The organism is Salinicoccus sp. CNSTN-B1 (genome assembly GCF_054792835.1).
Window position 1 is genome coordinate 614,738 of the sequence record NZ_JBTWMN010000004.1, and the last position, 24,676, is coordinate 639,413.

General features: G+C 48.1%; 24 protein-coding genes and 6 pseudogenes. 24 read left to right on the top strand and 6 right to left on the bottom strand.

The window, feature by feature from the left end:
* Positions 1–14 precede the first annotated feature (14 nt).
* The 3 genes and pseudogenes from ACYF68_RS03575 to ACYF68_RS03585 all read left to right on the top strand — a co-directional run bounded on the left by ACYF68_RS03575 (position 15) and on the right by ACYF68_RS03585 (position 2,708).
* Positions 15–952: pseudogene (locus ACYF68_RS03575) on the top strand (agmatinase family protein).
* Positions 953–1,004: 52 nt separating this feature from the next.
* A pseudogene (locus ACYF68_RS03580) lies at positions 1,005–2,224 on the top strand (Nramp family divalent metal transporter).
* A gap of 67 nt (positions 2,225–2,291) precedes the next feature.
* A complete protein-coding gene (locus ACYF68_RS03585; RefSeq protein ID WP_344700819.1) occupies positions 2,292–2,708 on the top strand; it encodes an OsmC family protein in 417 nt (138 codons plus the stop codon).
* A gap of 29 nt (positions 2,709–2,737) precedes the next feature.
* Here ACYF68_RS03585 and ACYF68_RS03590 read toward each other — a convergent pair whose 3' ends face one another.
* Both ACYF68_RS03590 and ACYF68_RS03595 read right to left on the bottom strand, forming a co-directional pair.
* Complete coding sequence (locus ACYF68_RS03590; RefSeq protein WP_461045415.1) at positions 2,738–3,289, bottom strand: hypothetical protein; 552 nt, start codon at positions 3,287–3,289, stop codon at positions 2,738–2,740.
* A 70-nt stretch (positions 3,290–3,359) separates the two neighbouring features.
* Complete coding sequence (locus tag ACYF68_RS03595; RefSeq protein ID WP_344700817.1) at positions 3,360–4,877, bottom strand: potassium/proton antiporter; 1,518 nt, start codon at positions 4,875–4,877, stop codon at positions 3,360–3,362.
* A 79-nt stretch (positions 4,878–4,956) separates the two neighbouring features.
* Here ACYF68_RS03595 and ACYF68_RS03600 point away from each other — a divergent pair, with 79 nt between their 5' ends.
* Positions 4,957–5,673: an ABC transporter ATP-binding protein gene (locus ACYF68_RS03600; RefSeq protein WP_344700816.1), complete on the top strand. Its 717-nt coding sequence runs from the start codon at positions 4,957–4,959 to the stop codon at positions 5,671–5,673.
* Here ACYF68_RS03600 and coaW read toward each other — a convergent pair.
* Positions 5,668–6,465, bottom strand: a complete 798-nt coding sequence (gene coaW, locus ACYF68_RS03605; RefSeq protein WP_344700815.1) for a type II pantothenate kinase — start codon at positions 6,463–6,465, stop codon at positions 5,668–5,670. The two genes, ACYF68_RS03600 and coaW, sit on opposite strands and share 6 nt — an antisense overlap.
* Before the next feature lie 70 nt (positions 6,466–6,535).
* Positions 6,536–8,041 (bottom strand): BCCT family transporter, encoded by a 1,506-nt coding sequence (locus ACYF68_RS03610; RefSeq protein ID WP_461045416.1) that lies wholly within the window; start codon positions 8,039–8,041, stop codon positions 6,536–6,538.
* 290 nt (positions 8,042–8,331) lie between these two features.
* Here ACYF68_RS03610 and ACYF68_RS03615 point away from each other — a divergent pair, with 290 nt between their 5' ends.
* From ACYF68_RS03615 to ACYF68_RS03645, 7 genes are all read left to right on the top strand, one after another.
* Positions 8,332–9,057: a GNAT family N-acetyltransferase gene (locus ACYF68_RS03615; RefSeq protein WP_461045417.1), complete on the top strand. Its 726-nt coding sequence runs from the start codon at positions 8,332–8,334 to the stop codon at positions 9,055–9,057.
* The gene (locus tag ACYF68_RS03620; protein WP_461045418.1) at positions 9,036–9,170 is read left to right on the top strand and encodes a hypothetical protein; all 135 of its coding nucleotides are present in this window, start codon (positions 9,036–9,038) and stop codon (positions 9,168–9,170) included. Before ACYF68_RS03615 ends, ACYF68_RS03620 begins: the two co-directional genes overlap by 22 nt.
* A gap of 73 nt (positions 9,171–9,243) precedes the next feature.
* On the top strand, positions 9,244–9,759 hold the full coding sequence (gene rpoE / locus ACYF68_RS03625) for a DNA-directed RNA polymerase subunit delta (protein WP_380570399.1): 516 nt from the start codon (positions 9,244–9,246) through the stop codon (positions 9,757–9,759).
* 139 nt (positions 9,760–9,898) lie between these two features.
* Positions 9,899–11,494, top strand: a complete 1,596-nt coding sequence (locus tag ACYF68_RS03630; RefSeq protein ID WP_380570400.1) for a CTP synthase — start codon at positions 9,899–9,901, stop codon at positions 11,492–11,494.
* Between the two features lie 170 nt (positions 11,495–11,664).
* Positions 11,665–11,829: a hypothetical protein gene (locus ACYF68_RS03635; protein WP_461045419.1), complete on the top strand. Its 165-nt coding sequence runs from the start codon at positions 11,665–11,667 to the stop codon at positions 11,827–11,829.
* Positions 11,814–13,139 (top strand): heavy metal translocating P-type ATPase, encoded by a 1,326-nt coding sequence (locus ACYF68_RS03640; RefSeq protein ID WP_461045420.1) that lies wholly within the window; start codon positions 11,814–11,816, stop codon positions 13,137–13,139. The genes ACYF68_RS03635 and ACYF68_RS03640 overlap by 16 nt, the downstream gene beginning before the upstream one ends.
* Positions 13,136–13,543 (top strand): HAD-IC family P-type ATPase, encoded by a 408-nt coding sequence (locus tag ACYF68_RS03645; protein ID WP_461045421.1) that lies wholly within the window; start codon positions 13,136–13,138, stop codon positions 13,541–13,543. The genes ACYF68_RS03640 and ACYF68_RS03645 overlap by 4 nt, the downstream gene beginning before the upstream one ends.
* Here ACYF68_RS03645 and ACYF68_RS03650 read toward each other — a convergent pair.
* Together ACYF68_RS03650 and ACYF68_RS03655 are read right to left on the bottom strand one after the other, a co-directional pair.
* Entirely contained in the window at positions 13,506–13,739 is a 234-nt protein-coding gene (locus ACYF68_RS03650) for a DUF2529 family protein (RefSeq protein ID WP_461045422.1), read from the bottom strand. The two genes, ACYF68_RS03645 and ACYF68_RS03650, sit on opposite strands and share 38 nt — an antisense overlap.
* A gap of 35 nt (positions 13,740–13,774) precedes the next feature.
* Positions 13,775–14,017, bottom strand: a complete 243-nt coding sequence (locus tag ACYF68_RS03655) for a DUF2529 family protein (protein WP_461045423.1) — start codon at positions 14,015–14,017, stop codon at positions 13,775–13,777.
* A gap of 121 nt (positions 14,018–14,138) precedes the next feature.
* On the opposite strand from ACYF68_RS03655, the gene ACYF68_RS03660 reads away from it, so the two are divergent.
* From ACYF68_RS03660 to glyA, 13 genes and pseudogenes are all read left to right on the top strand, one after another.
* Complete coding sequence (locus ACYF68_RS03660) at positions 14,139–14,996, top strand: class II fructose-bisphosphate aldolase (protein ID WP_461045424.1); 858 nt, start codon at positions 14,139–14,141, stop codon at positions 14,994–14,996.
* Positions 14,997–15,146: 150 nt separating this feature from the next.
* Positions 15,147–15,796 (top strand): annotated as a pseudogene (fsa, locus tag ACYF68_RS03665) (fructose-6-phosphate aldolase).
* Positions 15,797–15,907: 111 nt separating this feature from the next.
* Positions 15,908–17,088: pseudogene (locus ACYF68_RS03670) on the top strand (UDP-N-acetylglucosamine 1-carboxyvinyltransferase).
* A gap of 191 nt (positions 17,089–17,279) precedes the next feature.
* Positions 17,280–18,595 (top strand): annotated as a pseudogene (gene rho / locus ACYF68_RS03675) (transcription termination factor Rho).
* A 117-nt stretch (positions 18,596–18,712) separates the two neighbouring features.
* Positions 18,713–18,928, top strand: coding sequence for a 50S ribosomal protein L31 (gene rpmE, locus ACYF68_RS03680; protein WP_344700804.1), 216 nt, complete (start codon positions 18,713–18,715; stop codon positions 18,926–18,928).
* Between the two features lie 99 nt (positions 18,929–19,027).
* Positions 19,028–20,106: pseudogene (gene prfA / locus ACYF68_RS03685) on the top strand (peptide chain release factor 1).
* On the top strand, positions 20,093–20,734 hold the full coding sequence (locus ACYF68_RS03690) for a N5-glutamine methyltransferase family protein (protein WP_461045425.1): 642 nt from the start codon (positions 20,093–20,095) through the stop codon (positions 20,732–20,734). Before prfA ends, ACYF68_RS03690 begins: the two are co-directional and overlap by 14 nt.
* Positions 20,685–20,942 carry a hypothetical protein gene (locus ACYF68_RS03695; RefSeq protein WP_461045426.1) on the top strand — a complete coding sequence of 86 codons (258 nt, stop codon included), beginning with the start codon at positions 20,685–20,687 and terminating at the stop codon, positions 20,940–20,942. Before ACYF68_RS03690 ends, ACYF68_RS03695 begins: the two co-directional genes overlap by 50 nt.
* Before the next feature lie 99 nt (positions 20,943–21,041).
* A complete protein-coding gene (locus ACYF68_RS03700; protein ID WP_461045427.1) occupies positions 21,042–21,989 on the top strand; it encodes an L-threonylcarbamoyladenylate synthase in 948 nt (315 codons plus the stop codon).
* Positions 21,986–22,399: an arsenate reductase/protein-tyrosine-phosphatase family protein gene (locus ACYF68_RS03705; RefSeq protein ID WP_461045428.1), complete on the top strand. Its 414-nt coding sequence runs from the start codon at positions 21,986–21,988 to the stop codon at positions 22,397–22,399. Before ACYF68_RS03700 ends, ACYF68_RS03705 begins: the two co-directional genes overlap by 4 nt.
* Positions 22,400–22,462: 63 nt before the next feature.
* Positions 22,463–22,891, top strand: a complete 429-nt coding sequence (rpiB, locus tag ACYF68_RS03710) for a ribose 5-phosphate isomerase B (RefSeq protein WP_461045429.1) — start codon at positions 22,463–22,465, stop codon at positions 22,889–22,891.
* Positions 22,860–23,405: a TIGR01440 family protein gene (locus ACYF68_RS03715; RefSeq protein WP_461045430.1), complete on the top strand. Its 546-nt coding sequence runs from the start codon at positions 22,860–22,862 to the stop codon at positions 23,403–23,405. The genes rpiB and ACYF68_RS03715 overlap by 32 nt, the downstream gene beginning before the upstream one ends.
* A gap of 23 nt (positions 23,406–23,428) precedes the next feature.
* Entirely contained in the window at positions 23,429–24,664 is a 1,236-nt protein-coding gene (glyA, locus tag ACYF68_RS03720; protein ID WP_461045431.1) for a serine hydroxymethyltransferase, read from the top strand.
* Positions 24,665–24,676: the final 12 nt, after the last annotated feature.

The window sequence follows — 24,676 nt, forward strand, 5'->3', positions numbered from 1 at the left end:
GGAGGCGTTAAAGGATGCAATCAAATATTTATGGCAACCCCCTCCGATGTTGGGGGCGAAAAATCTTACAAAGACTGACGAATACGATACGGATGTACTGGTCTACGGTGTACCGTGGGAGGGGGCCTGTACTTGGGGAGACTACACAGGGTGCGAACTGGGCCCGAAACAGATCAGATTGTCCTCTGCGCGGTACAGCACTTACTTGCCCGAGCTGAATCATATCAATGTGGAAGACCATTTGAGCCTTGGGGATGTTGGCGATGTCAGCGTCATACCGCATGATGTGCCGGGCACCATGGACCGCATTGAAGCATTCGCCGAAAACCTGTGGCGCTCAGGTAAGTTCCTGGTAGGTCTCGGTGGCGACCACGGCATCACATATCCTGTCGTCAAAGCCTTGACCAACACCGGCAAAAAGGTGGGGATCATCCATCTGGACTCCCACTATGATAATATGCCTCACTATGAAGGAGACAGGTTTGCCAGAAGTACGCCATTCATGCGCCTTTACGAGACCGACGGAGTCAGGAATGAGAGTCTTATACATGCAGGCATCAAGGGTCCGAGAAATAAACCGGAGACGGGAGCCTATGCTCAGGAAGCGGGAGCCGTGACGCTTTCGATCAATGACATCAAGGGGGCACATGACCTGAAAGCCTATGCGAATGAAATATATGATATGGCAGCACAAGAGGTGGATGTCGTCTATTTGACGATCTGCAGCGACGTGTTGGACTTTGCGTTCAACCCAGGAGGTCCCGTCGATGGTAATGGGCTCACATCCCATGAGCTGGTGACGATGATCTATGAATTCGGTAAACGGGGATTATGTGGAATGGATTTTGTCGAAGTGTACCCTCAGCAGGACGCGAACCAGAACTCAGCGCACTTTGTATCAACAGCGGTTTTATATGTGCTGGCGGGCCATGTACATGGTGGTCATGCTTGATAGATGAACGGGCGATGGGAGACTGTCTTCTGTATCCAAAGGGGTGGAAGCATTGAATGGACAGAAAATTATTGAAAAGCTGAAAGTGATAGGGCCAGGTGCAATCATCACGGCTTCGTTCATCGGACCAGGCACCGTGACGACAGCCACACGTGCAGGTGCAGGGTTTGGGTTCGCCCTCCTGTGGGCAGTGGTTTTTGCGATTCTGGCGACAATCGTACTGCAGGAGATGGTCGCAAGGATCGGTATGGTGACAGGTGAAGGGCTGGGGAAAATATACGCGGGTTATTCGATAATGTCATATTGAAATTCGCTGCAGTCTGGCTGGTCATGATTGCAGTGTGCGTAGGATGTGCTGCATACATCAGCGGCGACCTGCTCGGCACTTCCCTCGGTGTCTCCTATTTATTTGGAATACCGGAGAACTACGTGGCGCCGATCATTGGAATCATCATACTCACTCTTGGGCTGAGCGGAAGCTACAAAATCATCGAAAAGGTGATGATTGGGCTAATCGTCCTGATGAGCATTACATTCATAACGACGATGATAGTATCAGCACCTGATGTCGGCGCGATATTCAAAGGGGCTTTCGTTCCCGGCATCCCTGATGGTTCGATTCTGATGATCATTGCGCTGATCGGCACGACGGTGGTACCGTATAATTTTTTCATACATGCCTCGACGGTCAGCGAAAAGTGGGACAGTGCAGATGGCTTGAATGAGTCCAGAATCGATACAATCCTCACCATCACCGTAGGTGGGTTCATCACTGCAGCAATACTTATTACTGCAGGTGCGCTGATTGAAGGTCAAGAAGTGACCAATGTCGTCGAATTGGCAGCGCCACTCGAGCCCTTGATGGGTGACCTTGCACCATTTTTCATAAGTGTCGGGCTATTTTCGGCAGGGTTATCCTCAGCAATCGCCTCACCGATGGGGGCAGCGGTGACGGTGAGCAGCTTCATGCACTGGAAGGGTGGTTTTGACAATAGGAAGTATAAGATTGTCTTTGCTTCTGTGATCAGTCTCGGCATCGTGACTTCAGCCATTGGTTTCGAACCTCTGGAAGTATTACTTTTCGCACAGGCATTGAACGGGCTTATACTTCCAATCATTGCCGTGCTGATTATGATCATCATCAATAAAAAAGCAGTGATGAAAAAGCATGTCAACGCCTTATGGCTGAATGTCGTTGGCTGGGCGGTAACGGCAGTGGTTTCTTTTCTTGGGCTCTACAGTCTGATTGATGCGGTTACTTCTTTGATGTAAGCGCATGGCTGTCACTGGAAGATGAAATTGCTTATAATGATGGTTAACACATTGAAAGGGTGAGAATATGAAAGTTAATGCGAAATGGACAGGCGGAATGGCCTACAATTCTAAAGGTGACAGTTCGGGCTATGATGTGACGATGGACGCCAGCAGCAGTGTCGGCGGTAATGACAGTGGTCCAAGGCCGATGGAAATGGTGCTGCATGGTGTAGCCGGCTGCATGGGCATCGATCTTAATGTCATCATGAGGCATAGCATGGATAAAGTGGAAAGCATTGATATAGATATCGAAGCTGAACGTGCAGACACTGAACCGAAGCGCTTCACCGATGTCGTAATCGTCGTCAGGATCAAAGGGGACGTCACTGAGAAGGTGGCGCAGCGTGCAGTAAAATTATCAGCGGATAAATACTGTTCCGCAATCAACTCATTGAATGCCACAATTTCTACCAAGCTTGAACTGAATGGAGAAATGAAATAAAAAGGAGGAGCGTCCAGACGCTCCTCCTTTTAACTTCCGTAAAACCCAGTATCTTCAAGGTTTTTGTGCTGGAGGATGATTTCTGTAATCTTGTCCTCCTGATCATATTTCAGCATGACATACTGCTCGTTTGAATCATCGGCATCATAGATCATCCAGAAGTCGGAAACCTCGTCACGCGTCGGCCAGCCGAATGTTTCAACGGCCTCCTGCTTTGTGAGGTTTTCCGGAAAGATGATGATGCCGTTGATTTTAAGTTCGCTTAAATCATCGGCCCCCTCCCTTTTTTCAGGGAAGTTGAAGGCGATATGATCATAGTGGTAATAGACACCATCAATGCTTTGACCGTTTCCAACCGGTTCTCCCAGTATGCGCGTCATATATTCGTAACTGGAGCGGAGTGAAATCGTTCTGTACTCATAATTGGCTGAGAACAAGTTTGAGACGAAGGCATCGCGCGTTACATCGATGGGTGTTACTTCTGTGGGTTCTTTTTCGCTGGCGACTTCTGTAGTCTCTTCTGTTGATTCTTCACTAGCAGATTCTCCGGTGTCCTCCGTAGCGCTTCTGGTTTGAATCATCTGGAATGAACAAGCCTACACATGACGGGATGAACAGTGGAATGGCGAGTAGGACAATGATGAATTTCATTTAATCCCCCTCTTTTGTCACTTTTTTCTTGGGAAACGGCTTCTGACGTGCCTTTTTGCTCTTAGGTGGTTCTTTTGGTTTACTGAAATATGCTTCTGTACGCTCACGTAGCTTTCTTGGCATCATGACATAGATGAAATCTTCAGAAAGCATCTTCGTTTCTCCGTTAGGTGTAATCAACTCATCATTTCTTATGATGGCGATGACGAGGACATCAGTCGGCAAGTCCAAGTCTTTGATCTGCACGTTCTGATGGGCAGAATGCGAAGGGAGTTCAATCCCGTATATATCGTTCTGCGTCTGGCCTAAAGCCAGCAGTTCGACCGAATAGGCCGGAGCTTCCGCTTCCCCTTCGTCAAATCCCAGCCAGCGGGCTACTGGTGTGATGGTGCTCCCTTGCAGCAAGGCAGAGAACAAGACGATAAAGAAGACTACGTTGAAGACGAGGTATCCGCTCTCGATGTCACTGACTAGTGGATAAGTCGCTAAAACGATCGGCACAGAGCCACGCAGACCAGCCCACGAAATGAATATTTTCTCCTTGAGGTCGTACTTGCTCGCAATCAAAGTGAGGAAGACACCGATTGGCCTGGCGATGAATATGAGGATGAGTGCCATCAGGATCCCCTGGAATGTATAGTTGATCAATTCCCCAGGAAAGGCCAGCAGGCCGAGCATGATGAACATGACAATCTGCATCATCCACGCCAATCCTTCATTGAAGCGCAGTATGGAATGTTTATAGGTAAGGGGCCGATTCCCCATCAGTACCGCCATAACATACACAGAGAGCAATCCACTTGCACCGATGACTTCTGTAACACCGAAAGTCAGCATCGCAAATCCAAGGGAGAGCACCGGATAGAGTCCAGAAGCTTCGAGGTCGATCCGGTTGATGACGAAAACCGCAAGCCGGCCTATAATGATACCGGCTATGATGGCAACACCCATCTGCCAAAAGAAGGTAAGTAAGAGATATAAAACATTGCTCTCTCCTGGCATTTCGATGACCGATATGATGGTGACGGTAAGGAACACAGCCATCGGGTCGTTCGTTCCGGATTCCGCTTCAATCGTTGAAGATAGTTTTTCCTTGATGTTTTTACTGCCGAATACTGCAAATACTGCAGCAGCATCAGTCGAGCCGACGATGGACCCGAGCAGCATCGATGTCATGAAATCAAGGTCCAGGATCAGATAGGCAAACAGACCGAGTATGAAACTTGTCAGCAATACGCCGATGGTCGCAAGAAGTACCGCTGAACCAGCCACCTTTTTGATGGTCATGATATTGGTTTGGAGGCCACCTTCAAAAAGTATGACGACAAGTGCTATCATACCAATCAGTTGGGTGAGTTCCACATTATCGTAGTAGATGACCTGGTTCAGAAGTATACCTATGATTATGAAGAGTACAAGCGAGGGGACACCGAGTCTGGACGAAAAACGTGTCATCACAACGCCCAAGACCAGCAGTATGGCAATCAACAAGATCGGATAGTCTAGCTGGACATCCATCAAAAACCCCCTTTCACCTGATATTTGTATATATAATTATAATTGAGTACCAACTAAAATACTAGCGGAGGAACAGCTTATGCTGAAAATCGATCATCTGGAAACGATGCAGAGGAACTTCAGCCTTGATATTGAAAACGTCACATTTCATAGAGGTGTAAATATCATCCTAGGGCCTAACGGGGGTGGCAAAAGCACGCTTCTGAAGGGGATGCTCGGTTACGGTGGGAGCCATATTCTGAGCCGTGAGATCGCTTATCATGGTTCGGCCTTGGGGGACATCTCAGACATCATATCGTTCCTGCCGCAGGAGAATCCCCGCTTCAGAATACGCGTCGAAGAGTATCTGATCATGACTGCAGCTGCGGGGAAGGTCGCGGAGGAACGGGTGGCTGAAATCATCAGGCGTTTCCACATCGGCCACCTTCTAGGGCGTTCGATAGAGGAACTATCCGGCGGCGAATTCAAAAGGGTGCAATGCGCTCAAATCGCCCTCGAAGATAAGCCGATCATCATGATTGATGAAATAGAACAAGGACTTGATCTATTTCATCAGCACGAAATGATGAAGTGGCTGACGAGGGAAGGACAGAAAAAAATAGTCATCACCACCATGCATGAAGCACAGTTGGCGATGACTTATGGAGACACGATCACACTTCTTCAGGCAGGACGCGCGGAAGGTCCGCTGCCTGCAGCCCAGGTGACGAGCGGACAGCTCTCAAGGTGCTACAACATCAGATTGACTATGGAACGGCATAGAAACGCCGTATCCATCTATCACAGTCCACTATAGAATGGCACCCAATGCCCCTGAGTATTCACCATTGTGAATGATGTGGGCCCTTGCGTCCTTCAGCCCGGCGTAGCGATTGATGATATCTTTCATCACCGTGTTGTCGAGCAGGGTGGAGCCGATGAAGACGATATCATCCGTCTCGAAGCCTTCAGCGAGGCTTATTCCAATGGCTGTTACAGTTTCGGCAACAAGACCAATGACGGCTTGTACTTTATCGGCAGGCTGCAGTTTAGAAACTTCCCCGGAGAGGACATTACCGAAGTTGCTCGCGGTCAGATCACCTGGAATCGGTGTCGGGCGTCCAGCATAGATATGATGGACTTTAAGGTCGATTTCATCCCGGTTGCCTTGGGTGGCCAGATGGATGATTGAATCATAGTCGTGGACGCCGGCAAGCAGGGTGGATAGGCCGATCAGCGTGCCGCCGCCCACTCCAGATCCCGCTACCCTCTGTTGACCGGAGGGGCCGGCATAGTGAAAGCTAGTACCGGTGCCGACATTCAAGTAGATGAAATGTCCAAGGCGGACGTCCTGCTCCTTCATCAGTTTGAGCAGCCCACGGTATGTCGCTTCAAATTCGACCGATATGGCTTCATGATGCTTCAATTTTTCTGCCATATATGCAGACTTGCCGCCTGTCAGGTATATCAGATCATCTGTATGTTCTGCGTTCAATCGATCTATCAAAGCATCCACTTGGGCAGATGGCCACCTTTCGAAACTGCGTCCCTCGTCATCGATGTAGGCGACCTTGATCAGTGTGCCTCCTGCGTCTATTCCAATTTTCATAAAAGCCTCCAAAAAAAGAATGTCATTGGTTGTATTATACCAATGACATTCCAACTTAGTAACATTAAATTCAGGCTCTTGTGCGATCTTTGCGTTGACGGCGCTTCATCGAATCATTTGGTTCTCGTCTGAGTGATTTGGAGACTGCGATGATCATGGCGATGAGGACAAGTCCAAACGGCAGACCGGCCAGCAGTGAAGCGGCTTGTAGGCTTGTCAGGCCGCCAGCGATGATCAGGGTGACTGTAAGGAAACCAAGCAGTACTCCCCAGATGACTTTAAGGCGTGTACTTGGCGAATCCGTGTTCCCTGAGGTCATTCCCGCCACGATGAATGTTGCCGAGTCTGCTGATGTGACAAGGAATGTAAAAATCAGCAGTATTGCGAGGGCTGAGAACAATTCAGTCAGCGGCAGCTGATCGAACAATGCGAAAAGTGCTGCAGTATCATCTTCGAGTACGAGTGCTCCGATATTTGTTCCATTGAACAGATCAGAGTAGATCGCCGTACCACCCAGGGCACCGATCCAGAGGAAGGAAAGTATCGGTGGAATGATGAGGATTCCCATTACATACTCGCGTATGGAGCGCCCTTTGGAGACGCGGGCCACGAAGGAACCGATGAACGGACTCCAGGCGATGACCCACGCCCAGTAGAAGACCGTCCACTCCTGCACCCAGACTTCACCGGTATAAGGTTGCATGCGCAACGAATACCCGACATAGTTGGATAGGTAATCACCAAGCCCCACAACGATGCTCTCCATGATGAACGTGAAAGGACCAACAGCCATTATGAAGATGGTGATGACAGCGGCAAGCAGCATGTTAAGGTTGCTCAGCCATTTGATGCCGCGTTTCAGGCCGGTCGTCGTCGACAGTATGAAGAAGCCTGTCATCAGGGCAGTAAGTATGATTTGGGTCAACGGCCCCGATGGGATGCCGTAGGCTATGTTCAGCCCCCCGTCCATCTGCATGATGCCAAGGCCAACTGATGTCGCCATCCCTGTAACAGTGGCGACCACGGCAAGTATATCTATGGATTTCCTCAGCTTCTGGTTATAGTCATTGCCGAGTATCGGTTCGAGCGAGGTGGAGACCAGGCCGTCCTTCTTCTTGCGGTATTGGTTGTAGCCAATTGCAAGGCCGGCTACCCCAAATATGGACCATTGGGAAATCCCCCAGTGGAAGAATGAATAGCCCATGGCCATGCGCGCCGCCTCCACGGACTCAGTCTCTCCACCCGGAAAGGGTGAGATCATATAATGGCTCATCGGTTCCGCGACACCGAAGAACACGAGACCTACACCCAATCCGCCGGAAAACAGCATGCCGATCCATGAACGGAAAGAGAATTCAGGTTTCGAATTATCTCCCCCGAGCTTGATGCGGCCATATGGCGAGAGCGCCAGGAAAATCAGGAATAGAGCAAATCCAAATACTGCAATCATGAAGAACCAACTGAATAATCCGGCAATCCAGCCATAGACTGAGCTTGATGCAGCTTCGAACTTGCCAGGTATGATCGTTGCCACCAAGGCAGCAGCGATGATGATTGAAGCGGCGGTCCAGAACACCAACCCTAGGCTTGACCCTTTTTTGGCTCCAGGTTCTTATCCGGTCGTTTCTCTTTTTCGAATTTGGAACTTTTCTTCGACTTATCCCCCTTTTTGGGATTACTGTCTAAATTGCCATTGTCCAAAATTTCTCCCCCTAAAATATCTTATTGTATACCGTTGTACCCCCGTTGTGTCGAGACTAAACACCATTAAAACATTGAATATCAAGCTGACTATTTTTATACTGGAAAGGGTATAATAGTTATCATAACAAAATGACATTACATGTCAAAAAGGGGTTTTGGATTATGGACGAGATAAGTATCCGGCCGTTTCAGGAGAATGATCGGGAGACTCTAGCGGCTTTCAGGTTGAGTGAACAGCAACAAGTATATTCCAGCTTGCCGACTGATGTGGTCGATGATGCTGTTGATGACCCTGATCGTGTACCTTGTGTGGTATTGAACGGGGAAGGAACGATCATCGGATTCTTCGTGCTTCATAAGCATTACCAGCATGAAGGTTACGACACACCACACGAAGTGGTCTATATAAGGTCGCTGTCGATTGATGAAAAGCTGCAGGGCCGCGGATATGGAACGCAGGTGGCGATGCGGCTGCCCATCTATATACAGGAGAACTTTTCGAATTTCGATCACCTTTACCTTGTCGTGGATGCTGAAAATACAGCAGCCTGGAACCTTTATGAACGAGCCGGGTTTACACATACGGCAACAAAGGAAGATGGTCCGATAGGAAAGGAACGTCTTTATTACCTGGATCTGGATAGCAAGTATGTACATAACATCAAACTAGGGAGAGATGACGCTGTACAGTTGCCGGCCATCAAAATCGATATAATCAGGAACCAGAAGGAGACCATCGGGGAGATAAAGGGCAAGGTCAATGGGCGGAGCTTCGGATTACGCATCTGCATGTCAAGGCGGAGGAACGTGAACGCGGTGTTGCCTCAAGTGCGATGCGTCAAATTGCGACTTTCCTCAGACGCGATATGCCAGAAATCAAGCAACTGACCATTTTGACCGATGATGCAGCAGGGTGGCATAAATTGTTTGAAAAAGGCGGATTCGTCATGATGGAAGATGAAGGTGGACAGCAGAAATTCGTGAAGTATGTAAACTATTGAATAAGTGCTTGATTCATGTTCCAATTACATGTAAGATATCCTGTGATATTCGAGACTGGAAAGGATGAATGAGATGAGACTGGATGACTACTCCAAGCAGATGCTGGATGAAAACTCCTTTATCGAAATGGCACATATATACCTTGAAGATGTAGGGAAAGAAGTGAACTTGTATGATATTGTCGACAAGTTCAAGGAGTTGGGCGGATATTCAGATAAGGAGATTGAAAACCGTATTGTGCAATTTTACACGGATTTGAATACGGATGGCCGTTTTCTGAGTACAGGCGAAGGCTTGTGGGGACTTAGGGATTGGTACTCGGTAGATGACATATCCGATAAGATCGCACCAACAATCCACAAGATCGAGCTTGCCGTGGAGGATGAGCCGATTGATGGAGATGTCGAAGAAGATATCATTGACCAGGATAAGGAACTCGTCGAAGATGATACAGAGGACCTCGACTCCCCATTGTCAAAAAATGAAATTTCAGGCGAGGAGGAAGTCGACGAAACCATCGATGAAGATATAGAGTACGATGATACGGATGAACTTGAAGACTCCTACGAAGATAAACCCGATCTCTAGAAAAACAACTTCCAGTTGACATTCAGGTTAAAAGTGATATTATTTTTATTGGGCTCCCTGAAAAAGGGATTGTAAAGAACGGCTCCTTTTCACCAAGTGTGGAAGGGAGCTATTTTTATTTTTCACAGGAGGAAGTGCAATGACTAAATATATTTTTGTGACCGGCGGGGTTGTTTCTTCTCTGGGTAAAGGCATTACGGCAGCGTCGCTTGGAAGGCTTTTGAAAGATCGTGGCTTTTCGATCACAATACAGAAGTTCGATCCATATTTGAACGTAGATCCAGGGACCATGAGCCCATATCAGCACGGAGAAGTCTTCGTCACAGAGGACGGAGCAGAGACGGATTTGGATTTGGGGCACTATGAACGGTTCATCGACATCAATCTCCATAAATACTCAAACGTCACAGCGGGAAAAGTCTATTCTGAAGTGATACGCAAAGAACGCCGTGGGGATTATCTCGGCGGTACAGTCCAGGTGATTCCACACATCACCAATGAAATAAAATCCCGTCTGATCCAAGCGGGCGAAGAATCGAATGCGGATATCGTGATAACTGAAATCGGCGGTACGACCGGAGACATCGAATCACTGCCTTTCCTGGAGGCCATCAGACAGGTGAGGAGCGACCTTGGACGTGAGAATGTCATGTACATCCATTGTACATTGCTGCCATACATTAAAGCGGCGGGTGAAATGAAGACCAAACCGACCCAGCACAGCGTCAAGGAACTCAGAGGGCTCGGCATCCAGCCCGACATGATCGTCGTGCGCTCCGAACACGCCATGGGCGAAGATCTGCGCGATAAGATTGCACTCTTTTGTGATATTGATAAAGATAGCGTCATAGAAGCGAGAGATGAGTCAACGATCTATAATATAGTGATCAGGCTGCAGGAGCAGAAAATGGACTCACTCGTCATCGATAGGCTTAAGCTTGGTAAACATAAGGAAGCGGAACTGACAGACTGGAAGCACCTGCTCCAGAACCTGGAAAATATCGATAAGAAGGTGACCATCGGTCTTGTCGGTAAATATGTGACGCTTCAGGATGCATATTTATCGGTAGCGGAGTCGTTGAGGCATGCTGGCTATGAGCGTCAGGCCGACATCGACATCAAATGGATCAATTCAGAATTCCTGACACCGGAAAATCACGAAGCTGAGCTCGAAGGCGTCGACGGCATCCTGATACCAGGTGGTTTCGGTGAACGTGGTGTGGAAGGGAAAATATATGCACTCCAATATGCACGTGAGAACAACATCCCGCTTCTTGGCATATGTCTCGGCATGCAGCTTGCCACTGTGGAATTTGCACGCAATGTAGCTGGTCTTGAAGGTGCCCATTCAAGTGAACTGGATGAGGACACTGCGCATCCTGTCATCGATCTGATGCCGGACCAAAAAGATGTCGTGGACCTCGGAGGTACATTGAGGCTCGGCAGCTTCCCTTGTGAAATCAAAGAAGGCACTAAAGCGCGCAAGCTCTATGGCGTTTCGCATGTAGATGAGCGTCATCGCCACAGGTATGAGTTCAACAACAAATACAAGACGCAGCTTGAGGAGAAGGGCATGATATTCTCCGGTACTTCTCCAGACGGCAGGCTCGTTGAGATGATTGAACTTAAAGACCATCCATACTTTGTCGCCGTCCAGTTCCATCCTGAATTCCAATCCCGGCCGACACGGCCGCATCCCCTGTTCCAGGGGCTTATCAATGCATGTTTGGATTAACATGTTGAAGAGCCACGCAACCCTAATGGTTGCGTGGCTCTTTTATATGCGGTAACGATAATCATTGTCATCATCCACATAAAATTCAAACAAACATGCTGACAGATCATGAAACCGGTCAGGGGGTGGGTATAATTGAAGTACAAGGATAATACTTAAGGAGTGGTCGAATGAACAAGCTCCAGTTGTACTTCACAGTCATTTCAGGTCTATTGATTGCTGCAGGATTCTACCTGGAACGTTTCACGGAAGTGTCATGGTATCCATTGATCTTTATCCTGTCATTTGTCATGGGGGATGGTTCCAGGCTAAAGAAGGCGTGCAGCACACAGTGAGGGAGCGGAAGCTGAATGTTGAACTGCTCATGATTATTGCAGCGACCGGCGCATCCATTATAGGGTATTGGTTTGAAGGAGCGATCCTCATATTCATCTTCAGTGTCAGTGGGACACTTGAGGCTTATGCTGAGACCAAGACCCGTGATGCTGTTGGGTCATTGATCAAAATGAAGCCGAACACTGCCAAAAAACTGTCGGCAGACGGAGGATATGAAACAGTGGAAGTGGATTCGCTGGAAATAGGAGATGTAGTAGTCGTCATGCGGGGAGACGTCTTTCCGATAGACGGTATTGTTATAGAGGGCTCGACAGAAGTCGATGAGGCATCTCTGACGGGCGAGTCCATACTGGTTGATAAAAGTGTTGATGACACTGTGTTGACAGGTTCCATCAATGAAGGGGGCGTAGTATCTGTCAGGATGACGGTGGACAATGAGGAAACCATCTTCAATCGGATGATAGAACTGGTGAAGGAAAGCGAAAGTGTACCTTCGAAGCGCGCACAATTCATAGAACGGTTCGAAAACAGGTACGTTTGGATAGTGTTGATCACAACAGGTTTCATGCTATTTATGCCACATTACATTTTTGGATGGGGATGGAATGAGACCTTCTACCGTGCAATGGTGCTTCTGGTCGTCGCCTCGCCATGTGCAGTGGTGGCTTCCATTACGCCAGCTACCCTTTCAGCTATATCGACCAGTGCCAAAAAAGGTGTGTTGGTCAAGGGTGGGAGATACATGGAGCAGTTGAATGAAGTGGATTTCGTCCTGTTTGATAAAACAGGCACACTGACTAAGGGAGAACCCGCCATTACACATTTCGAGGTGGGGACCGAAGTAGCAGCAGAACGCTCCCGTATAGCTGCGTTTATCTATGAATTGGAACGCTCCAGCAACCACCCGCTCGCAGTAAAGATCAAGAATCACTTTGAAGGCATGAAGCAAGAAGGTGTGATGGCAACAGATGTCCGTGATGTGGTCGGAAAAGGTGTAGAAGGTATGATTGAAGGGAAACATGTCCAAGTGTTCAAAGCACAGGACGATGATTTCATGGAGCCTTATAAATCAAAGCTTTTAGATGGTGGACATACTGTTACGGTATACATCGAAGATGGCGTAAAAAAAGCGCTCATCGCTCTTAAGGATGTAGAGCGGGAGGAGGCTTCAGATATAATTGGGACACTTAATAAGCTTGGCAAGGAGACGATTATGATCTCTGGTGACAACCAGAAGGCGGCAGAATCAATCGCGCATTCAATAGGTATAACTAAAGCGATAGGGACCAGAGCCCGGAAGACAAGGTGAAGCATATAAATGCCTATAAAGAAAAGGGGATAGTGATGATGGTGGGGGACGGCGTCAACGATGCGCCAGGCCTCAAGCAAGCCGATATCGGAGTCGCCATGGGCAAAGGTACGGGAATTGCGTTAGAGACGGCAGACATCGTTTTGATGAACGAGCAGTTGAAGCGCATACCCGAGATGATGGCGGCATCAGCTCGATTGAATCGCATAATCGCACAGAATCTGTTATTTTCAGTCGCTGTGATTACCATTCTGATCATTTCGAATTTCTTTCAGGCAATCAACCTACCTCTAGGTGTCATCGGTCATGAAGGGAGCACCATCTTGGTCATCCTGAACGGCCTGAGGATGCTTTCAGATCAGGGGTTCAGTAAGCTTCATTCGTCATTTCGTCCACAAGGATGAACAGGTGATCATACAGGTATAGGAATGCAGAAATATAAGGGTTAACAATTTTGTCGAAATCAGGTGTCGGAACCAGGGGACGCGGAGAGCATAAGTCGATATAATGGTGGAGTGAGTCCAGCATTTCTGCTTCATGCTTATTATAATTCGAGATGAGTACGAATTCCTTGTCCGCTTCTTCAAGCGCACTGACCAATTGTTTGACGGGTTCATCAAACTGGTCTGCTATAATCAGGGTCCGGTCCGGGCATCCAAGGACTCGACCGTTTCAAATGGTTTGGCCTTCGGCAGGGAGAGTGCCCCTTCCAGAAGGTATGATTGGATGCCGGTGAAATCGTGGAAAGTGGCCAGACGGACTTCCCCTTCGCTGCCGACAGCCTGGGCAATCAGACGTGCCGCCATTTCAATTTCTTCTTCCTGGGCGTTTATATGATTATATATATTCGTCAGTTGAGTCTGTAGAATCTTATCCATAAGATCACTCCATTCGCGTTAGTCAGTATTTCAATGTTACCAAATCATTACCCGAAATAAAATGTATTTGCTATAATCACAGTTATGCAATAAAGCAAACAATCTACAGGAGGAAAATTAGATGCCTTTAGTATCAATGACGGAAATGCTTAATCAAGCAAGAAAAGAAGGATACGCAGTCGGCCAGTATAACGTCAATAACCTGGAGTTCGCCCAAGCGATCCTAACAGCTTCACAAGAAGAGAATGCCCCGGTCATCCTGGGCGTTTCAGAAGGTGCGGCGAGATATATGAGCGGCATGACAACTGTCGTCAAAATGATTGAAGGGCTTATGCACGACCTTGATATCACAATCCCTGTGGCCATCCACTTGGATCATGGCTCGAGCTATGAAAAATGTGTCGAGGCGATTGGTGCTGGATTTACATCAGTCATGATAGATGCTTCGCATGGCCCATTTGAAGATAATGTCGCCACAACAAGGAAGGTCGTCGAGTATGCCCATGAAAGAGGCGTCTCCGTCGAAGCTGAGCTCGGTGTCGTTGGTGGCCAGGAAGATGATGTTATAGCGGACGGTGTGATCTATGCCGATCCTGCAGAGTGCCGCGAACTGGTTGAGAGGACAGGCATCGATTGTCTCGCACCTGCACTCGGTTCGGTACATGGTCCATATAAGGGGGAACCGAACCTTGGATTTGCGGAAATGGAAGAAATCGGCAACCAGTCCGATATCCCATTGGTGCTGCACGGTGGTACGGGCATTCCGACTAAAGACATCCAAAGATCAATCTCTCTTGGAACCGCTAAAATCAATGTCAATACCGACAACCAGATTGCGTCAGCACAGAAGGTCAGGGAAGTACTGGCCAATGATTCTGAAGTATACGATCCACGTAAATACCTCGGGCCTGCAAGGGAAGCAGTCAAAGAGACTGTACGCGGTAAAATCCGGGAATTCGGCACCTCAGGCCAAGCGTAACAGGCCATGAAAAGCCATCCACCAAGGATGGCTTTTATTTGATTATTGAAGCAGATACGTATACAGTTTGAGAAGATCTGGCAGCCATTGCCGACTGGGCATGACTGTTTTATAATGAATGAATAACCTAAATGGAGGTCCCTTAAGTTTATGAAATACTTTATCGATACAGCAAATATGGATGAAATCAAAGAGATACACGAATGGGCGTATTGCGCGGTGTTACGACCAATCCATCGCTTGTGGCCAAGGAGAAGGACATATCCTTCCATGACCGTCTTGTGGAAATATGCGAATTGGTTCAAGGGCCGGTAAGCGGCGAAGTGATTGCGCTTGATGCAGCAGGCATGATTGAAGAAGGACGTGAACTCGCGAAGCTTCACGAGCATATCATCGTCAAAATTCCGATGACTGACGAAGGAATGAAAGCGGTGAATGTCCTGTCATCTGAAGGGATAAAAACAAATGTGACGCTTGTATTCAATACTGTCCAGGCACTTACGGCCGCCCATGCTGGCGCAACTTATGTGTCTCCATTCATCGGCAGGCTGGATGATATCGGTCTCGACGGCATGGATCTCATCGCGGACATCCGACACATCTTCACAATCCATGGAATAGGGACGGAAATAATCGCTGCCTCCATCAGAAATGAAGGCCATGTCCACGGTGCAGCGGCAGCAGGTGCAGATATTGCGACAATTCCTTATAAAGTATTGAAGAAACTCACAAGTCATCCACTGACTGACAAAGGCATCGACCAGTTCCTGAAAGACTGGAACAGCCAAAAGGGCCAGTAGGCATTCTAAATTAAGGAGAACGACTATGGTTAAAGAAGTGATAAAAGTCAGAGGGGCAGGAAACTCTCCGGCGAAGTAGAGATCAGCGGGGCGAAAAATAGTGCGGTCGCCCTGATACCTGCGTCATTAATGGCGTCAGACGGCGAAGTGGTCCTGGAAGGTTTGCCGGAAATCTCCGATGTAAAGACATTGATGAGCCTCCTTAATGATCTGAACATCACCACGGAACTCGACGGGACAACATTGCGCATCAATGCTGAAAAAGCAGAAAATATGCCGTTGCCAAATACAAAAGTACAATCCCTAAGAGCATCCTATTATATGATGGGGGCGATGCTTGCGCGGTTCAAGAAATGTGTGATAGGACTCCCGGGAGGATGTCCGCTCGGTCCAGACCGATCGACCAGCACATTAAAGGATTTGAAAAACTTGGTGCCAAAGTGAAGAATGAACATGGTGCCATGTACCTTGTCGCAGAAAAGCTGAAAGGTGCGAGAATATTCTTCGATATGGTTTCGGTGGGGGCGACAATCAACCTTATGATTGCTGCGAGTAGTGCAGAAGGTAAGACGGTGCTTGAGAATGTGGCTAAAGAACCGGAAGTCGTCGATGTAGCTTCGCTGCTCAATAATATGGGTGCTGATATCCGAGGTGCTGGAACGGACACCATCAAGATCCATGGGGTGGAATCACTCCATGGCACCACCCACAACATCATCCCAGACCGCATAGAAGCGGGTACCTATATGATTACAGCGGCAGCGACAGGAGAGAACTTCACGGTAAAAAACATCATCCCGACCCATATGGAGTCACTTACGGCGAAGCTCGAGGAGCTGGGGGTGCAGATTGAACTGGGAGATGATTGGGCGACCATCAGCAAACCTGAACATTACCGGCCGATTTCAGTTAAGACTCAAGTGTACCCAGGATTTGCGACTGATCTGCAACAGCCTCTAACCCCGATACTCTTTATGGCGGACGGGGTCAGCAAGATTACAGAAACGATTTATCCGGCCCGTTTCAGACATGTCGATGAACTGAGTCGTATGGATGCAAAAATAGAACAGAAAAGCGGCTCGGCACTGATTTTCCCATCAAGGTTAAACGGGGCTGACGTCTACGCAAGTGATCTTCGTGCTGGAGCGAGTCTTCTCATCTCAGGCCTGATCGCTGAGGGTGTGACAACGATCCATAATGTGAACCATATAGATCGTGGCTACACGGATATCGTCAAGAAACTGAAGGATTTAGGCGCTGACATCTGGCGCGAAGAGATAAAAGAAAACTGATTAAAGGCCCGGACAGTTGTCCGGGCCTTTAATCGGAATCGGAAAAGGAGGGCGAGCCGCATCGAACCTTTATCTTTGGCACCCTCTAGTGTAGAATATGTAAAGGTAATTCTCCCTGGAAAGCCCCTGTAGCACGCCCTCAATCAAAAACACCCAAACCATCTACTTAAAAATGAAAGTGACGTGAATATATGGCTGAAAGAGATGAAAATGGACTTAAGTATGAGTCCTTTGATGCCCTATACAAAAAAAACAATACAAAAGAACTGACAGTGCGCGCCAAAGAGCTTGGGCTCTCCAACTACAGCCGGCTGAACAAGAAAGAACTGGTCCTTGCCATCATGGAAGCCCAGATGGAGAAAGACGGCAACTATTATATGGAAGGGGTACTCGATGACATCCAACCGGATGGCTACGGTTTCCTGAGGACGGTCAACCTCTCCAAGGGGGAGAAGGACATATACATTTCTGCTTCCCAAATCCGCCGCTTCGAACTCAAAAAAGGCGATAAAGTCACAGGTAAAGTGCGCCGGCCGAAAGAGAACGAGAAATACTATGGATTGCTGCAGGTCGACTTCGTCAATGACCATAATGCAGAGCAGATAAAAAAACGCCCGCACTTCCAGGCACTTACACCGCTCTATCCCGATGAGCGCATGCATCTGGAAAACCGGCCTGAGGATCTATCGACGCGGATCATGGATCTTGTCACTCCGATCGGTTTCGGTCAGCGGGGATGATCGTCGCCCCACCTAAGGCAGGTAAGACTTCCCTTCTTAAAGAGATCGCCAATGCGATCACCAAAAACCATCCTGAATCAAAATTATTCATCCTCCTCATCGGCGAACGGCCTGAGGAAGTGACGGATCTCGAGCGGTCTGTTGAAGATGCGGAAGTTGTGCATTCGACCTTCGACGAACCGCCTGAACACCATGTCAAAGTTGCTGAACTGCTTCTTGAACGTTCGAAACGGCTCGTGGAGATGGGCGAGGATGTAGTGGTGTTGATGGATTCCATCACACGGCTTGCGAGGGCGTATAACCTTGTGATCCCACCAAGTGGCCGCACGTTATCCGGTGGACTTGATCCGGCGAGCCTGCATCGACCGAAGCATTTCTTCGGTGCGGCAAGAAATATAGAAGCCGGAGGCAGCCTGACCATCCTGGCTACAGCACTGGTGGATACAGGCAGCCGCATGGATGATGTAATCTATGAAGAGTTCAAAGGAACCGGCAATATGGAACTGCATCTGGACCGCAACATGAGCGAACGGAGGATCTATCCGGCAATCGATATCCGGCGCTCGAGCACCCGTAAAGAAGAACTGCTTCTCGATAAGGGGCAGCTCGAAGTATTATGGCAGCTCCGGAACTTGTTCACGGACTCCCCGGACTTCACCGAAAGGTTCTTGAAGATATTGAAACAGACCAAGACAAACGAGGAATTTTTCGATGTGCTGCGCCAGCGGATGCTGTCTTCCCATTCGACCGGCCGCCCAGTCATCTGAATTGAACAGAACGGTTGATTCTTTCTATTCCAACGTGTATAATGCAAAAGTATCGAAGTGGGCAACCCACTAATAACTCTGTTCCAGATGGTTCAGGGCAAAGGAGCTGAAAAGGTAATGAAACAAGGAATTCACCCGGAATACCACAGAGTGACTGTAAAGTGCTCATGTGGCAACGATTTTGAAACAGGATCAGTTAACAGCGAGGACATTACAGTAGAGGTTTGTGCTGAATGTCATCCATTCTATACTGGACGTCAAAAATTCGCATCTGCGGATGGCCGTATTGAAAAGTTCAACAAAAAATTCGGTTTCAAAAGCGCAAACGAATAAGAGTATACAAACTGTATCGGGTTATATTCCGATACAGTTTTTTTATTTCCGAATATGATATAATTAACGAGATTAAAGAGACGAAAAGGTGAAAAATATATGTTTGATCAACTTGAAATAATTGAAAATCGCTATGAGATGCTGAATGAGCTGTTGAGCGACCCGGAAGTGGTCAGTGATTCAGATAAACTGAGAGAGTATTCGAAGGAGCAGAGCGATCTGCAGAAAACCGTCGAAGCATTCAGGGAGTATAAGCAACATAAGGAGACCATTGAAGAGTCACGGATGATGATGCAGGAGACGGATGACAAGGAAATGCTTGAAATGCTTAAGGAGGAGATTTCGGATTCCGAAAAGAAGATTCCTGAACTCGAAGACAGATTGAAGTTGCTCCTTATTCCAAAAGATCCAAATGACGACAAGAACGTCATCATCGAGATAAGGGGTGCAGCAGGAGGAGACGAAGCGCAGATTTTTGCAGGCAACCTGTTCAGGATGTATTCACGCTATGCAGAAGAAAACAACTGGAAGATAGAGGTCGTTGAGGCGAATGCCAGTGATCACGGTGGATACAAGGAGATCAGTTTCATGATCCAGGGGGATGCAGCATTCTCAAAACTCAAGTTCGAAAATGGCGCGCATCGCGTCCAGCGGGTGCCTGAGACTGAATCTGGTGGCAGAATCCACACTTCTACTGCAACTGTTGCTGTATTACCGGAAGTGGAAGATGTCGAAATAGATATCCGCAATGAAGACTTGAAAATAGATACTTATCGTTCAAGTGGTGCAGGGGGCAGCACGTCAATACAACTGACTCAGCAGTGCGGATCACCCACCTTCCTACAGGAACGGTAGTGACTTCCCAAGACGAAAAATCACAGATCAAAAACCGTGAACGAGCCATGAAAGTTCTCAAGGCACGTGTATACGACATGATGCAACGCGAAGCGGAAGCAGAGTATGCAGAAAAACGGAAGAGTGCAGTCGGTACCGGAGACCGTTCTGAAAGGATACGCACATACAACTATCCACAAAACAGGGTCACAGACCACAGAATAGGACTGACGATCCAGAAGCTTGATCAGATTATAGAAGGTAAGCTGGATGAAATCATCGAAGCGCTCACAATCGAAGAACAGACGAGCAAACTGGAAGAATTGAACAATGCCTCCCTATAGTTATCGGGATATGGTGAGGGAAGCAGAAGCTTCTCTTATCGCGCATGGTAAAGAACCACGCATAGCCGTTCTTCTGCTAGAGGATCTGCTTTCGATGGACACGACGAGTCGACTTGTGGACGGCCATCTCGAAGTGCCGGATGCAGCGCGGGAACTATATCAGCGAGCGTTGGAGAGGGTGGAGCAAGGGGAACCGCACCAATATGTCTCGGGGACGGCATGGTTCTACGGCGAGGCGTTCAAAGTGAATGCCCATACGCTGATACCGCGCAATGAAACCGAAGAGCTTGTGGCCCTGGTGCTCGACAAAGAGAAGGATGATGGGCGCACGATAGTGGATATCGGTTCAGGCACAGGCGCAATCGGAATCACTCTGGGCAAGGCTTGGAAAAAGAATGAAGTGATTTTAACTGATCTATCGGGCGAAGCCCTGCACGTGGCTGCAGAGAATGCCGAAAGACACGGGGTTAGTCCGCAGATGTTGTCAGGGACCTCTTTGCTCCACTCATCGAATGCGATATCAAAGTGGATGCCATCGTCTCAAACCCCCGTACATCAGTCGATCAGAGCAAAGATATATGGACGACTCAGTAATTCTACACGAACCGGAATTGGCACTCTATGCTGAGGACGACGGACTCGGGCTGTATAAAAAAATGATCCGACAGCTGGCCAGTGTTTTGAAACGGGGCGGGCGCGTCTATTTCGAAATCGGCTGGCAGCAGGCTGAAGCTTTGAGTCGCTATGTAACGGAATGTTGGCCGGATGCGCAGCCTGAAATTATAAAAGACATAAACGGAAACGACAGAATACTTCACTTCAGGTGGGAGGGGTAGTATGGACACAAAAATATGGGAAATTGAAACGGGTCAACTGGATACAGTTGAAACTTCTGAAAAGATGGATGAAATAAAGACCGCATTCGAGTATGGGAAGTGATCGGAATTCCCACAGAAACGGTCTATGGTCTGGCGGGTGATGCACGAAATCCTGAGGCGATACAGAAAATATTTGCGGCTAAAAACCGCCCCGGTGACAATCCTCTTATAGTACATATATATGATGTGGCACAATTATCCGAATTCACTGAGCCGCTTGATATCAAAGTGGAAACATTGATGGAACATTTTTGGCCAGGGCCGATTTCGTTCATTCTGCCGTTGAAGGGGAATATGCTTGCAAGTAATGCGGTGGCAGAACTGGACTCGGTGGCAGTCAGGATGCCAAGCCATCCGGTCGGTCGTGCATTACTTCGTGAAGTCGGTTTTCCTTTGGCTGCCCCAAGTGCGAACTTAAGCGGAAAACCTTCTCCTACAGATTACAGTCATGTTATCGACGACTTGAACGGCAAAGTTTACGGGGTAGTCGCAAGTGAACCGGCCACCTACGGATTGGAAAGTACGGTGCTCGATTGCACCAGGTTCCCTTATCGCATCGCACGGCCCGGAAGCATCACCCAGAATGATTTGGAAGGCGTGTTGGAGGAAGTGGTGGGCCGGCATGAATCGGCCGGCAACCAGCCGATTGCACCAGGTATGAAGTATAAGCACTATGCGCCTCACCAGCCGCTTGTGGTCATCGAAGGTGGGCTTCGCAACAATACACATCTACAGATTGAAGAAGGACAAAAAATGGGTGTCATTGCGCCAGAAACAACGAGGGAATATGTGCCCGAAGGCGCGGAGTTCATCAGTCTATGTTCTACGGAACAGGCCTATCGGGAAGCCGCACGCAACCTGTACGCAGCATTAAGGAAGATGGATAAATCCGATGTGGACATCATATATATTCAAGGCTTCCCGAAAAATCCCGAGACAGAAGCATTGATGAACCGCATTTATAAAGCGACTGGCAATGAAATAATCAAGGGAGAATCGTCATGAGGATAATTTTTGTCTGTACCGGCAACACTTGCAGGAGTCCGATGGCAGAAAGTTATGCAAAGGCCAGATTCAAGGACAAGGATATTGTTTTTGAATCGAGGGGACTGATGGGTGGTGCTACAGCCATCAATGATCGCTCAGCAGCAATCATCGACCGTGAAAACTTGGAGCGCCCATCTGACCCCAGTCAATTGACGGCGGCAGATACCGCCGATTCATTGTTGCTTGTCATGACAGCCAGCCATAAAGATGTAGTGGCTAAACAATTTCCAGAAGCAGATGTGCGGATGATTAGCGAATATGCTGGGGAAGGGATAGAAGACGTCATGGACCCTTACGGCGGTACGATGGATGATTATGAGGACACTTTTGTACAACTTAAAAAATTCATTGATGAATTTGACTTGTGATTTGCTTATGAAGCCTTTTCTCTGTAAGCTTTTATTATATAATGTAAACGAGGTGAACCGTATATGAAAGTGATTATTGCTTCAGACCATGGCGGTTTCAATCTGAAACAGTCAATTGTTGCGAAACTTCGTGAAAATAACGTTGATTTTACGGATTTCGGTCCCGATTCCGACGCTTCTGTGGACTATCCGGACTTTGCACGACCTGTTGCAGAGAAAGTGGCCGCTGGTGAATACGACCGTGGCATCCTGATCTGCGGGACTGGTATCGGCATGAGCATAAGTGCAAACAAAGTCAAAGGCATTCGCTGTGCTCTGGTCCACGACACATTTTCCGCCCGTGCCACCCGAGCCCATAACAATTCCAATATTCTGGCGATGGGAGAACGTGTCATCGGTCCCGGCCTTGCAGATGATATCGTAGATGTCTGGCTGGCGACAGAATATGAAGGAGGTAGACATGAACGAAGAGTTTGCAAGATTGAAGAATGACCTGGACGCATTGGTTTCACAACTTGAAGCTGTGGACTTTTTCAGAGCAGGGGAAGATGTGTTGATTGGTTGTTCAACATCAGAGGTGATGGGTCACCGCATCGGAGAAAATAGCTCAGAGGAAGTGGCTGCATTGATATTTGATGTGTTCAGCGAAAAGGCTGGACAACACAATGTCAATCTTATGTTCCAGGGCTGCGAACACATCAACCGTGCAATTACCATGGAAAGGCACGTCGCCGAAAACAGACGTTACCCGGCTGTCAGTGTCGTGCCTCACCGCTCGGCAGGAGGCAGTCTGAGTGAATATGCCTACCATCACTTCGACTCCCCGGCGGTTACTGAACATGTGGCAGCAGATCGGGGCATTGATATCGGCCAGACCCTGATTGGAATGCATATCAAGCCTGTAGCCGTTCCGCTCAGGGTGGAACAAAAGACGATAGGACAGGCTAACATCACAATCGCCTACTCAAGACCTAAGCTTATTGGAGGTCCACGCGCGCACTATTAACCTAATTATTAAGGAGAGAGAACATGTCACTTATCGAGTCTCAAGATCTTAAACTTTTTGAAGCAATGGAAGATGAGCATAACCGTCAAAAGAATAATATTGAACTGATTGCCTCTGAGAATTTTGTGTCAGAAGCGGTAATGGAAGCACAAGGTTCAATACTCACCAATAAATATGCAGAAGGCTACCCCCACAAACGATATTATGGCGGGTGTGAATATGTGGATATCGTAGAAGATCTGGCTCGTGAACGTGCGAAGGAACTGTTTGGTGCTGAGCATGCAAACGTACAGCCCCATTCAGGTTCACAAGCGAACATGGCTGTCTATATGTCTGTTCTAAAACCAGGGGATACTGTGCTTGGCATGAACTTGAATCATGGGGGTCATCTTACGCACGGCAGCCCTGTGAACTTCAGTGGTAAGCTCTTCAACTTTGAGGAGTACGGTGTGGTAAAAGATGGAGAAGTTTTGGATTACGATGAAGTGCTGGAAAAAGCCAGAGAGCATGAGCCTAAAATGATCGTGGCTGGAGCGAGTGCCTATGCACAAGAAATCGACTTCAAGAAATTCCGTGAGATAGCTGACGAAGTAGGTGCTTATCTGATGGTCGATATGGCACATATCGCCGGGCTTGTCGCAGCTGGACTCCATCAAAACCCGGTGCCATATGCTGATTTTGTCACTTCGACGACCCATAAGACGTTGAGAGGACCGCGTGGTGGCCTCATACTCACTACAAGCGAACATGCCAAAAAAGTTGATAAATTGATTTTCCCAGGCATCCAGGGAGGGCCACTCATGCACATCATCGCTGCTAAAGCAGTAGCTTTTGGTGAGGCGTTGAACCCTGGTTTCAAGGAATATCAAGATCAGGTGCTGAAGAACGCAAAAGCATTGGCTGCCAGACTGGCTGATGGCGGATTGCGCATCGTTGGCGGCAAAACGGATAATCACCTTGTACTTGTCGATGTCAAAAGCTTTGGTCTTACTGGTAAGCAAGCAGAAGAAGCGCTTGACGAGATCGGCATTACATGCAATAAGAACACCATTCCGTTCGATGAGGAGTCCCCGTTCGTTACAAGCGGCATCCGTTTGGGTACACCAGCGATGACGACACGTGGGTTCAAGGAAGCGGAGATGGAAAAAGTGGCGGATATCATCGTAGAAGCGTTGACAGCGGTCAAAGAAGGCCAGCAGTTCGAGGAGCTCAGGGAAAGAGTGACCGGACTTACTGATGGTTTCCCACTGCATAAGTAAATCCAAACTGCC

Excerpts from the sequence above, each read along its gene's own strand:
- ACYF68_RS03585 (WP_344700819.1), top strand. The coding sequence starts at position 2,292 with ATGAAAGTTAATGCGAAATGGACAGGCGGAATGGCCTACAATTCTAAA.
- ACYF68_RS03590 (WP_461045415.1), bottom strand. The coding sequence starts at position 3,289 with ATGATTCAAACCAGAAGCGCTACGGAGGACACCGGAGAATCTGCTAGT.
- ACYF68_RS03595 (WP_344700817.1), bottom strand. The coding sequence starts at position 4,877 with ATGGATGTCCAGCTAGACTATCCGATCTTGTTGATTGCCATACTGCTG.
- ACYF68_RS03600 (WP_344700816.1), top strand. The coding sequence starts at position 4,957 with ATGCTGAAAATCGATCATCTGGAAACGATGCAGAGGAACTTCAGCCTT.
- coaW (WP_344700815.1), bottom strand. The coding sequence starts at position 6,465 with ATGAAAATTGGAATAGACGCAGGAGGCACACTGATCAAGGTCGCCTAC.
- ACYF68_RS03615 (WP_461045417.1), top strand. The coding sequence starts at position 8,332 with ATGGACGAGATAAGTATCCGGCCGTTTCAGGAGAATGATCGGGAGACT.
- ACYF68_RS03620 (WP_461045418.1), top strand. The coding sequence starts at position 9,036 with ATGCCAGAAATCAAGCAACTGACCATTTTGACCGATGATGCAGCAGGG.
- rpoE (WP_380570399.1), top strand. The coding sequence starts at position 9,244 with ATGAGACTGGATGACTACTCCAAGCAGATGCTGGATGAAAACTCCTTT.
- ACYF68_RS03630 (WP_380570400.1), top strand. The coding sequence starts at position 9,899 with ATGACTAAATATATTTTTGTGACCGGCGGGGTTGTTTCTTCTCTGGGT.
- ACYF68_RS03635 (WP_461045419.1), top strand. The coding sequence starts at position 11,665 with ATGAACAAGCTCCAGTTGTACTTCACAGTCATTTCAGGTCTATTGATT.
- ACYF68_RS03655 (WP_461045423.1), bottom strand. The coding sequence starts at position 14,017 with ATGGATAAGATTCTACAGACTCAACTGACGAATATATATAATCATATA.
- ACYF68_RS03660 (WP_461045424.1), top strand. The coding sequence starts at position 14,139 with ATGCCTTTAGTATCAATGACGGAAATGCTTAATCAAGCAAGAAAAGAA.
- rpmE (WP_344700804.1), top strand. The coding sequence starts at position 18,713 with ATGAAACAAGGAATTCACCCGGAATACCACAGAGTGACTGTAAAGTGC.
- ACYF68_RS03690 (WP_461045425.1), top strand. The coding sequence starts at position 20,093 with ATGCCTCCCTATAGTTATCGGGATATGGTGAGGGAAGCAGAAGCTTCT.
- ACYF68_RS03695 (WP_461045426.1), top strand. The coding sequence starts at position 20,685 with ATGGACGACTCAGTAATTCTACACGAACCGGAATTGGCACTCTATGCT.
- ACYF68_RS03705 (WP_461045428.1), top strand. The coding sequence starts at position 21,986 with ATGAGGATAATTTTTGTCTGTACCGGCAACACTTGCAGGAGTCCGATG.
- rpiB (WP_461045429.1), top strand. The coding sequence starts at position 22,463 with ATGAAAGTGATTATTGCTTCAGACCATGGCGGTTTCAATCTGAAACAG.
- ACYF68_RS03715 (WP_461045430.1), top strand. The coding sequence starts at position 22,860 with ATGAACGAAGAGTTTGCAAGATTGAAGAATGACCTGGACGCATTGGTT.
- glyA (WP_461045431.1), top strand. The coding sequence starts at position 23,429 with ATGTCACTTATCGAGTCTCAAGATCTTAAACTTTTTGAAGCAATGGAA.